Below are 15,778 nucleotides of genomic sequence, written 5' to 3' on the forward strand. Positions count from 1 at the left end.
CCGCTGTCCAAGCTGGCCGCCGAGAACCGTGAGCTGGACTACCGGCTGCTCACCTCCGACCCGGAGGCCGCCCGCCGGCTGGCCGGGGACACGGCTGGGATCCGGACCGTGGACGGGGCCGGGGCCCGGCAGGACGGCGGCGTGCTCGTCGTCCGCGCGCTGGTGCCCGCCCTCGACGACCTGGTGGTGAAACTCGTGCGGTCCGGTGTCGCACTGCGCGAACTCGCCCCCGTGGTCTCGCCCCTCGAAGCCGCTTTCCTCGCCCTCACCGAACAGCAGGAGGCCAACTGATGACCGCGATAGCCGCCACCGGCGAAGTCGCTGCCGCCCGCCGCGTCCCCGTGACGCGCGGCTACCGCTTCGAACTGGTCAAGCTCGTCTCGCAGTGGCGGATCCGCCTGCTGGTACTGGCCTGCTGGATCGCGCCCGGGATCTTCGTGACCGCGGTGAGCCAGCAGAGCACGCTGCCCACCGACACCCTGTTCGGCCGCGAGATGCACGCCACGGGATGGGCCGGACCGCTGGTGCTGCTCGGTTTCGCGGGCACCTGGGCGCTCCCACTGCTGACCTCGGTCGTCGCCGGCGACGTGTTCGCCTCGGAGGACCGGCTCGGCACCTGGCGCCACCTGCTCGTGGCGGTCCGCTCGCCGCGCCGGATCTTCCTGGCGAAGACGCTGGCCAGCCTCACCGTGATCCTGCTGCTCGTGGTCGGGCTCGTCGCCTCCAGCGTGGTCGGCGGGCTCGCGTCCGTCGGCAACCAGCCGCTGGTCGGTCTCGACGGCCATCTGCTGTCGCCGGGAGACGCCGCGACCAACGTCCTGCTCGCCTGGGCCTGCGCCCTGGCCCCGACCCTGGCGCTCGCCGCGATCGGTCTGCTCGGCTCCGTCACGCTGGGACGCTCCCCGATGGGCCTGCTGCTGCCCGCGCTCGTCGCGCTGGCGATGCAGCTCGCCCAGATGCTTCCGCTGCCCGTCGCGGTACGCCTCGCCCTGCCCGGCTACGCCTTCATCTCCTGGAACGGCCTGTTCACCGATCCGGGGCAGCTCGGTCCGCTCCTGACCGGCATCGCGGTCAGCCTGGTCTGGGCCGTGACCGCGACCGTACTGGCCTACCTGCTCTTCGTGCGCCGCGACTTCACCAACCTGACCGACGAGGGCTCGGGCCGCCGGGCGATCCTCGCCGGAGCCCTGCCGCTCGCCGGCCTGATCGGCGTGGCAGTCGCGGTCGTCGCCGCGTCGACCGGGGCCACCGGCTCCGGGATCGACAAGGACAAGGTGCAGCGCTCGGTCGCCACGGCCTTCGCCCACCTCTACCGTCAGCAGACCGATCAGCTCCACCGGCCCGCCGTCACCGAAGCCCAGCTGAAGGCCACCGCGGCCTGCGACAAGGGCAGCATGGACGCCGCGGCCGAAGGCCCGGGCAACGACTGGCACTGCGTCGTCTCCTGGAATCTCCCCGGTGTCAAGGTCACCGGACAGGCCATCTACCAGCTCGACGTCGCCTCGGACGGGCGCTACGTCGCCGACGGTGACGGGCCGAAGGAAGTGAACGGCTACTTCCTGCTGCGCACCCCGACCGGGGACGCGCCGAACCCGCTGTGGCAGTTCGACGGCAACGTCGAACTGCTCTCCTCCGGTCACCAGGGATGACTCCCCGACCGATACGGCGACGGGGCCGCCGCAGCGCCACGCCTTGCTGACCTGAACACGTCCTCCTCCGGGGCCCCCCGGCCGACACATTCCGTCACCAGGGGCCCCTTTCCACACCCCGAACGCCCCGCACCGGGACCGTCCGCCCGCCAGGGGCCGTCCCGCGCGGTCGTCGGCCGGGGAGTCGGGGGAAGTACCCGCCGAGCGCGGCCCCGTACCATCCGCGTCCATGACCATGAGCGCAGAAGAACTGTCCGCGCAGCTGTTCCGCAGCACGATCGGCGCGTTGGAGATGAACTCGGTCTACCTGGGCGACCAGTTGGGGTACTACCGCGCGATGGCGGACGGCACGGCGATCACCGCGGGCGAGCTGGCGGCGCGTACGGGCACCGCCGCCCGGTACACGGCCGAGTGGCTGGAACACCAGGCGGTACGGGGCCTGATCAGTGTGGTGGGCACGGGTGGCGACGCCTGGGAACGCCGGTACCGGCTGCCCGCCGAGCACGTCCCGGTGCTGGCCGACGCCGACAGTGTGCTGTTCGGGGCGCAGACGGCCGTGCAACTCGCCAGGTACGGACGGCGGCTGCCCGATGTGGTGCGGGCCTATCGGACCGGCGAGGCGCCGCCGCCGCTGCCCTGGGAGCCGGAGGGCCGGGTGGACACCAACCGTGCCCTGTTCCAGCAGTTGCTCGGCAGGCAGTGGCTGCCCTCCCTGACCGAACTGGACAGCCGGCTGCGGGCCCGGCCGGCCGCGCGTGTCGCGGACATCGCCTGTGGCATGGGCTGGTCCAGCATCGCGATGGCGTCGGCGTATCCGCTGATCACGGTCGACGGCATCGACCTGGACGACCGGGGCATCGAGACGGCCCGGGCGTACGCCCGGCGGTCGGGAGTCGCCGACCGGGTCCGGTTCGAGGTGGCCGACGCGGCCGAGTTCCGCCCGTCGCGGCGGTACGACCTGGTCACGGTCATCGAGGCGCTGCACGACATGGCCAGGCCCGTCGACGCGCTCCGGGCAGCACGTGAACTGCTGACCGGCGACGGCTGGGTCATGGTGGTCGACGTCCGGGCCGAGGAGGAGTTCACCGTCCCCGGCACGGAGCGGGAGCAGTGCGACTACGGCTGGAGTCTCATCGCCTGCCTGCCGGACGCGATGGGCACCCCCGACACCGCCGCGACCGGCACCGTGATGCGTCCGAAGACCCTGCGTGCGTATGCCGAGGCAGCCGGTTTCGCGAAGGTGGAGGTCCTGCCCGTCGACACTCCGTACTGGCGGTTCTACCGGCTCTCCCCAGGCTGACCGCCGCCGAGGCGGCGACCCGGTACGACGGCGACGACCCCGGGACCTTCCCGAACGCGGGCAGCCGGAAGCCGATCGGACGCGAGTGATCGGGAAGTGCCGGGACGCGGGCAAGCGGAACCCGCCAGGAAGCAGGCGCCCGGAACCCGCCGGGAAGCGGGCGGTCCGAACCTGCGGGGAAGCGGACCATCTGGAACGCCGGGTCCGTCGGTGGCGTGGTACGCCTGCGGGGGGGGCACGACATGGCACGGCGGCCGGTTTGTCATGCACCGTCACCGCCGCCCGGAACGCGGCCAGTCGGCCTCGCACGGCGAACCCAAGCGGCCGGGAACACTGCTCACCCCGGCGCCCGGCTCACCGGCGCGTCCGTGGACATCACGCCCGCGGGACTATTCCTTCTCCTGGCGTGAAATGGTTCACGCATATGTGACGGAATGACGGCTTCGTCGTTGGCGCTTTCCCGATCACTCACGTGATCAACCGACAGGCGTGCGCCGCTCCCAGGGAGCCGCGCACCGACGGGAGCAGTCTTGAAACGACCTGAACCCACCCACGAGCCCGCTCGTCTGCGCCGCGTCCGGATCCCCGGTACGGTGATCGCCCCGCCCCGCCAATCGCGCCCGCGCCCGCGCTCCAAGAACGTCACCGGCGCGAACGCCGCCACCTCGGCCACCGAAACTCCCCGGACGACCGACGAGTGACTGGTACACCGGTGAAGCGGACCACGCGGCCGGGCCCGAACCTGCGAAGTCCGGCTCGCCGTCGGGCCTGCGGTGGCTGTGCTCCGCCACGATGACAGGAAGCCACCGCCCGTGACGTAACAGGCCGGCACAGTAGACGACGGGGCATCGCCCGCCCGCAGGCAGGGGCACCGCAGCCACCTTATTGACAGGCTTGGTTCAGACCTTTATGGTCACCCGCACGCCATCATTCACAGGCGCGCCCATCATTCATATACGTGAAGATGCCTTCCCTCATCGTCTCCTCCAGACGAAAGGCTGATCACATTCATGAACCGGCATACCCGTCGTCGGTACCGCCCCTACGCGGCAGGCAGCGAACTCGCCACGGCACACCTCTCTTTGACCACAGGTCTCGGCAACACGACGGGGTCCGGCTGACGTTCCGGTCCGCCCAGCGCGACCACCCAGTTCCGGCGGCCCCGCCGCCCGCCGCTCCGGCAAGGACCGGGCCGTCCGGAAGCACCGCAGCGTCTTCGCCGATCACACCGGCTGAAAGGAGCCTCCCGTGATCCGCTCCAAAGCTCTGGCCACGACCTCCGTCGCGGGCCTCGTCGCCGCCCTGACCCTGCTGAGCGCCACCGAGGCGGGTGCCGCGGACCCCGGCAAGGCGCCCGGCGGCAACTTCGACCTGTCCGTCTGGCAGCTCCAGGAGCCCGTCGGCTCCCCCGGAAAGCCCACCACCATCCCGTCGTCCCGGCTCCAGGGGGCGAACGGCTACCAGGACGACTACTTCTACACCGACAAGCGCGACGGCGCGATGACCTTCTGGGCACCCGAGAAGGGCGTGACCACCCCCAACTCCAAGTACGCCCGCTCGGAGTTGCGGGAGATGAACCGCGACGGCAGCGCGGCCGACTGGCCGCTCCAGGGCAATCACCGGCTGAGCGCCACCCTGCGCGTGGTCTCGGTGACCTCCGACGTGTGCGTCGGCCAGATCCACCTCGGCTCCGGGGGCAGCTCGACCAAGCCCCTGGTGGAGCTCTACTACCGCTCCAGCGGTGACATCGTGGTCGGCATCGAGAACTCGCCCGACGGAGGACAGACGCCGCACACGGTGGGGCACGTCCCCGTCGGCAAAACCTGGACGTACACCATCGCCGTCTCCGGCGGCCGTACCATCGATCTGACCGTCAACGGCAGCACCACGCACTACACCATCCCCACCTCGTTCGACCCGTACAAGCAGTACTTCAAGGCCGGCTCCTACAACCAGTCGTCCTCCGACAGCACCACGAAGGGCGCACGCGTCGCCTTCTACGGGCTGACCGTCTCCCACGGATGACGGCCACGAGGGTCCGGCGCCGACGCGGAGCCGGACCCTCCGGAGTCTCTCGTTGTGGACAGCGCGCCGGTAACCGGCACCGGCTGGCTACGGTGGACCTCCCACCGAACGACGACCCAGACTCCCCGGCTGAAAGGTGACACAAGGTGACGACCGTCGCATATCAGGGCGAACCCGGCTCCAATTCGGCGACCGCCACCCAGATCCTGTACCCCGGAAGCAACGAGCTGCCCTGCACCGGCTTCGAGCAGGCCCTGGACGCCGTGACCCTCGGCACCGCCGACCTGGCGGTGATCCCGGTGGACAACTCCGCCGCCGGACGGGTCGCCGACGTCCACCGCCTCCTCCCGGAATCCGGCCTGTTCGTCATCGCGGAGTACTTCCTGGCCATCCGCTTCGACCTCATGGGCGTCCCCGGAGCGGCACTGACCGACGTGGAGTGCGTACGCAGCCATGTGCACGCGCTCGGGCAGTGCCGGAAGGTGCTGCGGGAAGGCGGCTGGCGCACGCTCGTCAGCGACGACACGGCGGGGGCGGCCCGCGAGGTCGCGGAACTGGGCGACCCCCGGCACGCGGCGCTCGCCCCGCCGGCGGCCGCACAGCGCTACGGCCTGGAGGTGCTGCGCGCCGGCGTCGAGGACGACCCGGACAACACCACGCGCTTCATCGTCCTCTCCCGTGAGTCCGCCGTCCCGCCACTGACCGCCGAGCCGACGATGACGAGCCTGTTCTTCGCCGTACGCAACATCCCGAGCGCCCTCTACAAAGCGCTCGGCGGTTTCGCCAGCAACGCGGTCAACCTCACCAAGATCGAGAGTTATCAGCTGGGCGCCGGTCTCAACCCGAGCTGTTTCTACGTCGAGGTCGAGGGCCACCCCGACGCGCCGGGCGTCGCGCTCGCCGTGCAGGAACTGCGTTTCTTCTCCTCCGAGGTGCGCATCATCGGCGTGTACCCCGCCCACCCGCACCGGCTGCGGGAAACCGCCCCTGGCGGATTCCGCGGCGATCCGATTCACTGAGGTGCGATCCCGGCCACCCGCGGATTCCTGACATTGCGCCGCGACATGACGGCGACGCGTTCCATCCGGTGACGGCCCGGCGCGTGTCGCCGGCCGTTTCACCGCTCTGTTCCCGAACCCGGTGCGTGCCGACGTGTGCGCCGAAACGCCGACATCGCTAAAATGGGTGGTCCGTTCCCCACCCGCTGGCAGGCACCATGGACGACGGCCACGGTATCGACGCCGAGGGAACCCCCACACCTGAGGACAGCATCCGACACGCTGCCGAGGTGATGCTTGAAACCGTGCACCGACTCGGGGCGAGCAGTTCGGCGATTTACCTCGTCGACGAACTGGAAACGACGCTGACCCCCGCCCTCGTCGTCGGCGGACCCATTTCATTGTTCATCACACCGGACCATGTTTCGACGTCCGACGAGCGCTACACCCTGGCAACTGCTTTTCAGGCCGGACGTCAAATAGTGAGGGATTTCCCGGGAGCCGCGGCCCGCAATATCACCATTCCTTTTCCTTATCTCGTGGCAGCGACTCCGATGATGCACGGATATTCCCCCAAAGCAATTCTCACGTTCGTCTGGACCATGCCGAAAGAGCGACGGACGATCACTATCGAGGACACCGAACGCTGCGCTGCCACGGCAGAAGAACTGAGGCACGAGAAGGGGCTTTTCACCGCGCTGGCGGAGACTCCGAATCCGCGCTTCTTCCTGGCTTCCAGCGGCGATGAGTCGAGGGACGCGGCGGGGACGTCGTGGCTCTTCCGGACGCGCACACTGGAGTCGGCGCTGTCGGGGGCGACCGGGCTCAGGGACGTCGTCAGCGCCGTCATAGAGCGCATGGCCCGGCCGAGCGGCGCGGAGAAGATGGCCCTCATGTCCTTCGAGGGACACCGGGTCCGGGTGGTCGGCCAGAGCGGCTTCCCGCAGACGATGACGCAACCCGTCATGGAGGCCAGGGAATCCGGCCTGGACCTGCCGGTCTCGGGGCGTGGTCTCTTCCACGAGACCGAGGAGAACGTCCGGGCGGCCGGGCTGAGCCCCGGACTCAGGGCCGGCCTCCGGGCGGCCGCCGTGCTGCCGCTGCTGAGCGGTGAACGGACCATCGGCGCCGTGCTGCTCGGTTTCACACACCCCCATCCGTTCTCCGCGGAGGAGCGGGCCTGGCTGGTCACCATGGCCGACCTGGTGTCGGCGGCATGGGAACGGGCGTGCCTGTTCGACGCCTCGCAGGCGACGGCCCGGGAGTTGCAGCAACGGCTGCTGCCCAGGCGCCTGCCCCAGCTGACCGACCTGGACATCACGGCCCGCTACTTCTCGGCCTCCACCAGCGCGACCGGCGGCGACTGGTTCGACGTCCTGGCACTGCCGGACGACAAGGCCGGTCTCCTGGCCGGTGACGCCGAGGGCCACAACGTCGCGAGCGCCGCGCTCATGGGCCAGGTCCGCACGGCGTTGCAGGCGTACGCGGCCGAGGGACACGGCCCCGCCGAGGTGCTCACCCGGGCCAACGCGCTGCTGTGGCAGCTGGGTGCGGACAGGTTCGTCACCTGCTGCTGTGTCTGGGTCGACCGCATGCAGGGGACGGCCGAGATCGCGTGTGCCGGGCATCCCGGTCCCCTGATCCGTACCGCGCAGAACGATGTCTTCGCACTCCACGAGGAGCTCATCGGACCGCCGCTCGTGGTCGCGGAGAACACGGTGTACCAGGCCACGCAGGTGACGCTGCGGACCGGGGCCACGATTGCGCTGTTCACCGACGGGCTGGTGCATTCCCACTCGCCGGACTACTCCACGGGCCTGGCGGAGATCTCCGGTCTGCTGTCCACGTCACAGGGATACCTGGAGGACATCGCCGACCGCATCTGCGCCCGTGCGGCAGGGGCACGCTACCGCAAGGACGATGCCGCCCTTCTCCTGGCCGGCTACCGGGACACCCTGCCTACCGTCGGGCACCGCGTGGTGCATCTGCGGGTGGACCGGCACGACCTTGAGGCACCGCGGAGGGTGCGCCGGTTCGTGCGGGACCAACTCGATGCGTGGGGCTGGGGTTCGAGGAGCGACGAGGCCGAACTGCTCGCGACCGAGCTGGTGACGAACGCCCTGGTCCACGCCGACAGCGACGTCGACCTCTGGCTGCGCGAGCACCCGGACCGCATCCGGGTCGACGTCTGCGACTGGGACCCCAGGCCGCCGGTCCCGGCTCCGATCACCTTCACCGAGGAATTCGACAGCGAGGCGGAGCACGGCCGTGGCCTGCTGATCGTCGAGGCCCTGGCATCGTCCTGGGGCAAGGCCCCGCGCGGACGCGGCAAGTCGGTGTGGTTCGAACTGGACCAGCCCTGAACGGGACTCCCACACGGGCCACCACCCACCCGACACCGACCGCCCATCCCCGCTCACCCGCCGGAGACGACCTGCCGCCCCTGCGGAATGACGAGGTCGAGCAGCCCGGGGAAGCGGACGTCGAGATCGTCTCGGCGTAGTCGGTTCAGGCGCCTGGTGCCCTCGTCGCGCTGGCGGATCACGCCCGCTTCTCGCAGGACTTTGAAGTGGCCGCTCTGGGTGGATTTGCTGACCTGCAGCTCGAATGTCGTGCACGCCTGTTCACCCTCGGGCCCGAGGTCGGCGAGCCGTATGACGATGGCCAGCCGGACCGGGTCACTGAGGGCGGCCAGCACGGTGGTGAACCGCAGTTGGTCGCGTGCGGGGTGGACGAGTTCGGTCGCGGTGCGACTGGCCATGCCCACAGCATACTTCACGATGTTCGGCACCTCCGAACATCTGCTATGTTCGCATTTCCCGAACATGATGCCGGAGGAACGGATGCCACTCAGGCGCCTCACCGCCACCGCCCACGCCGGCCGACGACCACAGCTCGCCCGCCGGGCCCTGCGCTTGGGTGCGCCGCCGGATTCGCGTGGGCAATCGGCCCCAGGCCGGCGATGGCGGTTCTGGGCCACGGCCTACACGTTGTTGATCCTGCTCACCGGCACAAATCTGCCCACGCCGCTGTACCGGGGCTACGCGGAACGTTTCGGATTCTCACCTCTGTTCGTCACGCTGATCTTCGCCGCATACGTGGCCGTACTGATCCCTTCCTTGCTGTTCGCCGGGCCGGTCGCGGACGCGGTGGGCCATCGCGGCGTGCTGTTTCCCGCGGTCGTCGTGGCCGCCCTGGGATCACTGGCCTTCGCCCTCGCCGAGACCACGTGGTGGCTGTTCGCCGCCCGCGTCCTGCAGGGCCTGGCACTCGGAGCGGCATCGGGGCCGCTCACCGCGGCGCTCACGGAACTCGAACCGACCGGCGACCACCGCAGAGCGGCCCTGGTGTCCACCGTTGCCTCCGTCGGCGGTCTCGGGCTCGGCCCGGTGCTGGCCGGACTGCTCGCCCAGTACGCCCCGGCCCCGAACGTCCTGCCCTTCGCGGTCGAGATCGTATTACTGGCGCCCGCGGCGGCTGCCGTCCGTGCGCTTCCCGCGTCCCGCTCCAGGCGACCGTGGCGCTCCCGCCGTCCCGAGATTCCCGGCACCCTGCGTACGGTGTTCGCCACGAGTGGGGCGGCCGGCTTCCTGGCGTTCGCCGTGATCGGACTGTTCCTCACTCTCGTCCCTACGTATGTGGCGACTCTCTCGGACAGCGACAACCTGCTCCTGGGTGGTGCGGCCGTGGCGCTGATGCTGACCTGCTCCGCCCTCGCCCAGCTCATGGGCCACGGCACGCCGGCACGGACCCTGGAGCTTCTCGGTCTGCCGCTGCTGGCCGCCGGGCTGGTGCTGCTCGCCGTCGCGGGCGGCTTCTCCTCCCTGATTCTGCTGCTCACCGCGATCGTGATCGCCGGTACCGGTCAGGGTCTGGCGTTCCTCGGCAGCCTGACCGCGGTCAACCAGGCCGCACCCGCCGAACGCCGGGCCGGCGTGCTGTCCGGTTTCTACGTGATCGTTTACCTCGGCGTGGGCCTCCCCGTGATCGGTGCAGGCTTCCTGGCCGCCTCCGCCGGACTGCTCGCCGCCGTGCGGTACTTCGCCTGCGGCGTCGCCGTGCTGTGTCTGGCGGTGCTGTCGCTCCTCGCCCGTGCACACCGCCGCCAACCGGCCGCCCCGCCACCGGCCCCTGATGACGGCGCCGTCGGCTGATCCGAGTTCCGTCCGTCGGACGTGTGCGGTGCCCTCTTGAGAGTCCCTTCAGGTCATGAAAGTTGATTTTTGCCGCACCTTGACCAAATGCGGTGCCGGGGCAGTGCTGATGGTCATCTGCGTCACCCGGAACGGAAACCTGTGATCCGCCGGACCGGTGTGCGGTGGCTGTGTGCGCCGGGTCCACCGGCGCACACGTCTGCGAGGAAAGACGCAATGAGACTTCGTGCACAGAGACCCGCGAGGGCCGGCGTCCGCCGTACCGCGCTGGCGACCGCGGCGGCGCTGGCGCTCGCCGGTGCCGTGACCGGCACGGGAGCCGCCTTCGGTGCCTCCGACGCCACGGCCGCGGACAGCCGACCGGCGACGGGGCGGAACTGGCTTCCGGACACACCGGAGAACTGGCCGCAGGTGGTCGACTACACCCGTACGCCGGCCGAGACGGTCACCCACGGTCTGCAGCACTACAGCGAAACCTATGACACCGTCGGCGGCCGGCAGCACATCCAGGTACTCAAGGCCGACCTCGGTGACCCGAACCTGCGGGTCGGCACGGTGGAGGCCGGCAACACCCTCACCAACCCGGCGGACGAGACCCCGTCGTCGATGGCCCACCGCACCCACGCGGTGGCAGGCGTCAACGGAGACTACTTCGAGATCCACGCCAGCGGACGCCCGCTCGGCGGCATCGTCTCCGACGGGCACCTGCTGAAGAGCCCCAAGCCGGGCTTCGCCTCCCAGTTGGGCATCAAGCCCGACGGCAGCATGGTGATGGGACCGGAGACCTTTTCCGGGACGATCACCGACGGTTCCGCGACCCACTCGCTCGCCTCGGTCAACACCGTCAACGACATGGCCACCGGCGGCATCACCGAAGTCACCCCCGACCTCGGCGAGACCCCGGATCTCGCCAAGCCTTCCACCCTGGTGCTCGGCCACACCACTGACGGCGGCTTCGTGGTCGACGGCGTGCAGACCGGCGTCACCACGGTGCCGCGGCTGACCACCGGTCAGCTCGGCCTCCTCGGCGCGGGCGACGGCGGACAGTGGCTGGGCGACAACCTGCACAGCGGTGACAAGGTGGGCATCACCACCCGGCTCTCGCCCGACAACGATGTCACCCAGCTGGTCAGCGGTGTCGACACGCTGGTGCAGGACGGCGAGGTCTACGAGGACCCGACCGGCACCCCGCCGAGCGGCGCCAACCCGGAGACCGCCGTCGGCATCACCAAGGACGGCAAGCACGCCATCGTCGTCGCCGTGGACGGCCACGGCGGTGCCTCCACGGCCTTCGGCGTGACGTCGGACCAGGTCGCCGGCTACATGGTCGCCCACGGCGCCTACTCCGCGATGCTGTTCGACGGCGGTGGCTCCACCACCATGGTCAGCCGCGCTCCCGGCGCGGACCAGGCCGACGTCGTCAACACGCCGTCCGACCTGCCCGGCAACACCGAGCGTCCGATCGCCAACGGCATCTTCTTCTACTCCACCGCCAAGCAAGCCGGAGAGGCCGTCAAGGTCGTGGTGAACGGCGGCAAGACGGTCACCACCGTCAACGGCGGCTCGATCCCGCTCCCGGTGTACTCCCTCGACAAACTGGACAACCCGGCGGCCGGCCAGGTCCAGGTGCGGATCGAGCCCTCGGACCTCGCCACGTACGAGAACGGCAAGCTCACCCCGCACCGTACCGGCACGGGCCGGATCATCGCCTCCGACGGCAGGACCTCCACCTCCGAGAAGCTGGAGGTCGTCAGCGGCCTCAAGTCCCTCACGGTCTCGCCCGGCCAGGTGGACCTCGACAACGGCGCCACCCAGCAGCTGACCCTGTCCGGAACCGCCAGGGACGGCGCCACGGTGCAGATCCCCGCCGAGGCGGCCACCTGGAAGGTCACCCCGGACGACCTCGGCGGCGTCGACGCGCACGGCCTGTTCACCGCGGACGCCGAGAACGGCGGTCTCGCCGAGGTGAGCGCGACGGTCGCGGGCACGACGGCCGGCACGTCCATCGCCGTCGGCAACGTCACCAAGACCATCGACCCGATGACCAGCACGGACGTCTGGCGGCTCAGCAACAACACCACCGGCCGGCCTGCCGCGCTGACCGCCGACCCCGGCGTGGTGCCTCCGGCTTCCACCGCGTCGGGATCGCTGAAGCTCGACTACTCGATGCCGGCCGGTTCCGGCGTCAAGCAGCTGGTGCTCTCGCCGAAGACCACCCTGAAGACCGACACGAACAACGGCCAGGTCCCCACCGGAATCGGTGTGTGGATCAAGGGGGACGGCAACGGTATCGAGCTGGCCGAGAAGTACATCGGCGTCAACGGCTCGTCGACCACCCTCTACCCGACCACCGTCACCTGGAAGGACTGGCACCTGGCGGTCGCCCAGCTGCCGGCGGGCATGCAGTTCCCGCTGACCATCAGCTTCATCGACTTCCTGGCGATCAGCCCGAGTACCTCTTACAGCGGCTCGCTCAGCCTCGGGGGCCTGGAGGCGCTGTACTCGCCGCGGCCGGTCACGACGCCCGCCTACCAGGCCGTCCCGCAGAACCCGAAGTGGCTGTCCTTCGAGGAGGACTCCGCCGACTTCGCCAAGCGCGGCACCACCCTGCTCAGCGGCGACGACGCACACATGCTCGCCAATGACCCCGGCTCGGTCAGCAGCAACGTGATGGACTCGATCGCGGGGCGGCTGCCCACCCTCACCCCGCAGGCCAAGCCGGACGCCGCCCAGTTCCTCGGTGACATGTCCGACGACGGCAAACTGGCGGACCTGCAGTTCGCCAAGTCCAAGATGGACGCCCTCGGGATCCCCGAGCGGGACATCGTCGGCAACCACGAGATCACTCAGGGCGCCGACTCCGAGAACGGCAACTACAGCGCCACTTTCGGTGACACCCACTACGCCTACACCCAGGGCGCGGCACGGCTGATCGTCACCGACAACTCGCACGGCAGCCTGCAGTCCTCGGACCCCTTCCAGGATCCCGCGGGCGAGCAGTACCCCTGGCTGGTCGAGCAGCTGACGGACGCCACCGCCAAGGACGTACTGGTCATCACGCACATGCCCGCGTACGACCCGCACCCGGCCGCGAACAGCCAGTTCACGGACCGCTGGGAGGCGCGGATGTATCTGCGGCTGGTGCAGCGCTACCAGGAGACGCACCCGAAGCAGCACGTGATCATGATGTACGGTCACGCGCGCGGCTTCTCCGAGCAGATCCTGAACCCCGAGGGGCAGAGCGTGACCACCGCCGAGGGGGGCATCCCGCAGTTCACCTTCGCGGACCTCGGCATGCCGGCCTACGCCCCTGCGGACCAGGGCGGCATCTACCACTTCGGTCTGATCCGGATCGGTGACGACGGCAACCTGCAGTACTCCGTCGAGCCCGCGCTCGCGTCGATCGGTGTCAAGGCTCCCACGGACCCGGTCGCCAAGGGTGACCACGTCACGGTGACCGCGACCGGCGACCAGGTCGCCGGTGACAACATCGCACCGCTCACCATCCCGATCGCGGACCCGGCCTCCCACGTCTGGACCTCCAGCAACCCCAAGGTGGCCTCGGTGGACCGTGCCACCGGAGTCCTGACCGCCCACCGCGCCGGCACCGTCACCGTGTCGGTGACCTCCGGCGGCGTCACGGGCAGCGCCCAGGTCACCGTCAAGTGACCTGACCCATGGCGGGGTGCCCGAGCGTGTTCGGGCACCCCGTCGGCGGCGTTCCCCGCGCCGTGCCGGGAAATAAGGGATTGCTCCCATCGGTCGCGCTGACACGATTGCCGTGTGATCGCCGCCGATACGCCGGACACTCTGCTGGTGACGGGGATGCCGGGGGCCGGGAAGTCCACGGTGACCAGGCTCGTCGCCGAACGCCTGCCCCGCTCGGCCCGGCTGGACGGCGACTTCGTCAGCAGGCTGATCGTCGGCGGCCGGGTCTGGGCGCTCGGCGAGCCCGCGGACGAGGCGGCACGGCAGGTGGAGCTGTGCAACCGCAATCTGTGCACGCTGGCGAACAATGTCGCCGACGCCGGATTCACCCCCGTGATCGACTGGGTGATCCCGGACCGCGCACAACTGGACTTCTTCGTCTCCCTCCTGTCGGCTCGGCGGGTCCTGTTCGTCGTTCTGGCACCGGGCACCGAGGCATGCCGGTACCGCAACACCATCCGCGATCCCCGGGAACGGTTCGACTTCGACGGCTACGACGGTCTCGAAGCCGACATGAAGCGCGAACTCGGCGACAGCGGCTGGTGGTTCGACGCCGCGGAGCTCACTCCCGAGGAGACCGCTGATCGCATCCTGGTGGAAGCCCGCCATCGCGCCCTGGTGAGCTGACCACAAGTCAGTCCCGCAAACCACAGGTCGGGTCCCGCAGGCCGTAGGTCAGTCCGACAGGCCGTAGGTCAGTCCCGCAGACCGTAGAAGTGGATCGGCGAGTTCGGCTTGAAGCCGATGCGCGGGTACACGGGAGCCCCGGCGGCGGTCGCGTGCAACGTGGCGCGGGTCAGTCCGGTGGCCCTGGCCCCCTCGGAGAGCGCCTTGCGGGTCACCGCCTCGCCGTAGCCCCTGCGCTGCCACTGCGGGTGGGTGGCGACGAGTACCACGAAGAGGCGGCCTGCTGCCTCGACCGTGCCGGCGCAGGTCACCGGGACACCGTCCCGCAGGCCCAGGTAGGCATGGACCTCGTTCTTCCACCGTGCCGATCCGGTGAGCCCGTCGCGGCCCGTTTCCAGGGGGAAGCCGTAGCCGCGCGAGTTGAGATCCGCGTAGGCGCGCAGGTGCTCGTCGGTCGTGGCGCGCACGAAGGTCAGATCGGGGTGGCCCGGTTCGGGGATCGGGAGCAGGTCGCCGGCCATGCCCGTACCGGCGAAGGCGTATTGCAGGCCGGCCTGCTCGGCCGCTGTCCCCAGTGCCGGGCGGGCCGCGTCGTCGAGCAGGTCTTCGAAGACCCACAGGAAGCCCTGGTGCTTCTTCGCGCGCATGATGTCCGCCGCCTGACCGAGCCGTCGTCCGAGGAGGGCCGGGTCCGTGTCCACGTCGGTCAGGGTGACGCAGTTCCAGAACGCGAACCGGCAGTCGGCCCAGCGGACGGCGATACCGGGAAGGTCACGGACATCCGCCCCCGCGTCGCGGTCGAGCACCATGGCACGCCAGACCACGGCGAGCTGCTCCACCGATTCGACGGACTCCGCACGATCAGCCACCCGTAACCCCCACATGTCACATGTCGTCGAGCCGGCGGAAACTCCTGGCCAAGTAGTACCCCACTCCGGCGGCTCCGCGCCGGTGGTTTCCTCTGCACGGCCTCGTCGTTCGGGGTGTCCTGGTCGCGCAAGGGGGCGCGGCTCGACCGGAATGCGCCCTCAAGCGGTGGATCACCAAGCGAAATCACAGCGAAACCAGAGCAGTCTCATATGACCGGGCAGCACCCTGTGCGGTGTTCGTTGCTCGACCGAGGAGCGGCCCCATGTTTGACGATGGCATGACACAGCACGAGCCCGCTGGAGCGCCTCTGGCGACCGCGGTCCCGCGGGCGCGCCGAGGCGGTGCGCCGCGTGTGCTGTCGAAGAAGAAAGGCGCGTGGATCGTGGCCGCCGGGCTCACCTGCGCGCTGGCCGGTGTCGCCGGCATCAGCACGTCGGCCGCGGCGGC

The 15,778-nt window shown here is 69.9% G+C and carries 11 protein-coding genes and 1 pseudogene; 10 read left to right on the forward strand and 2 right to left on the reverse strand.

The features are described from left to right. From ACFY2B_RS45000 to ACFY2B_RS45030, 7 genes and pseudogenes are all read left to right on the forward strand, one after another. Positions 1 to 291, forward strand: a pseudogene (locus tag ACFY2B_RS45000) (ABC transporter ATP-binding protein); the annotation flags it as partial. Further along, positions 291 to 1,649: an ABC transporter permease gene (locus ACFY2B_RS45005; protein ID WP_390768862.1), complete on the forward strand. Its 1,359-nt coding sequence runs from the start codon at positions 291 to 293 to the stop codon at positions 1,647 to 1,649. The pseudogene ACFY2B_RS45000 and the gene ACFY2B_RS45005, both read left to right, overlap by 1 nt. Positions 1,650 to 1,878: 229 nt before the next feature. Then, positions 1,879 to 2,949 (forward strand): SAM-dependent methyltransferase, encoded by a 1,071-nt coding sequence (locus tag ACFY2B_RS45010; RefSeq protein WP_390768863.1) that lies wholly within the window; start codon positions 1,879 to 1,881, stop codon positions 2,947 to 2,949. A 530-nt stretch (positions 2,950 to 3,479) separates the two neighbouring features. After that, positions 3,480 to 3,650, forward strand: a complete 171-nt coding sequence (locus tag ACFY2B_RS45015; protein WP_390768864.1) for a hypothetical protein — start codon at positions 3,480 to 3,482, stop codon at positions 3,648 to 3,650. A gap of 547 nt (positions 3,651 to 4,197) precedes the next feature. Further along, positions 4,198 to 4,974, forward strand: coding sequence for a polysaccharide lyase family 7 protein (locus ACFY2B_RS45020; RefSeq protein WP_390768865.1), 777 nt, complete (start codon positions 4,198 to 4,200; stop codon positions 4,972 to 4,974). Between the two features lie 146 nt (positions 4,975 to 5,120). Further along, a complete protein-coding gene (locus ACFY2B_RS45025) occupies positions 5,121 to 5,993 on the forward strand; it encodes a prephenate dehydratase (protein WP_390768866.1) in 873 nt (290 codons plus the stop codon). 581 nt (positions 5,994 to 6,574) lie between these two features. Beyond that, positions 6,575 to 8,335, forward strand: a complete 1,761-nt coding sequence (locus tag ACFY2B_RS45030; RefSeq protein WP_390768867.1) for a SpoIIE family protein phosphatase — start codon at positions 6,575 to 6,577, stop codon at positions 8,333 to 8,335. 53 nt (positions 8,336 to 8,388) lie between these two features. Here the strand turns inward: ACFY2B_RS45030 and ACFY2B_RS45035 are convergent, their stop codons facing one another. Next, a complete protein-coding gene (locus tag ACFY2B_RS45035; RefSeq protein ID WP_390768868.1) occupies positions 8,389 to 8,733 on the reverse strand; it encodes an ArsR/SmtB family transcription factor in 345 nt (114 codons plus the stop codon). A gap of 229 nt (positions 8,734 to 8,962) precedes the next feature. Here ACFY2B_RS45035 and ACFY2B_RS45040 point away from each other — a divergent pair, with 229 nt between their 5' ends. The 3 genes from ACFY2B_RS45040 to ACFY2B_RS45050 all read left to right on the forward strand — a co-directional run bounded on the left by ACFY2B_RS45040 (position 8,963) and on the right by ACFY2B_RS45050 (position 14,461). Next, on the forward strand, positions 8,963 to 10,126 hold the full coding sequence (locus ACFY2B_RS45040; protein ID WP_390768869.1) for an MFS transporter: 1,164 nt from the start codon (positions 8,963 to 8,965) through the stop codon (positions 10,124 to 10,126). 216 nt (positions 10,127 to 10,342) lie between these two features. Next, complete coding sequence (locus tag ACFY2B_RS45045) at positions 10,343 to 13,795, forward strand: phosphodiester glycosidase family protein (protein ID WP_390768870.1); 3,453 nt, start codon at positions 10,343 to 10,345, stop codon at positions 13,793 to 13,795. A 114-nt stretch (positions 13,796 to 13,909) separates the two neighbouring features. Then, complete coding sequence (locus ACFY2B_RS45050; RefSeq protein WP_390768871.1) at positions 13,910 to 14,461, forward strand: AAA family ATPase; 552 nt, start codon at positions 13,910 to 13,912, stop codon at positions 14,459 to 14,461. Between the two features lie 68 nt (positions 14,462 to 14,529). Here the strand turns inward: ACFY2B_RS45050 and ACFY2B_RS45055 are convergent, their stop codons facing one another. Next, the gene (locus ACFY2B_RS45055) at positions 14,530 to 15,330 is read right to left on the reverse strand and encodes a GNAT family N-acetyltransferase (protein ID WP_390768872.1); all 801 of its coding nucleotides are present in this window, start codon (positions 15,328 to 15,330) and stop codon (positions 14,530 to 14,532) included. Positions 15,331 to 15,778 lie beyond the last annotated feature (448 nt).

Origin of the sequence: Streptomyces sp. NPDC001270 (assembly GCF_042896695.1) — a bacterium.
GTDB lineage: Bacteria > Actinomycetota > Actinomycetes > Streptomycetales > Streptomycetaceae > Streptomyces.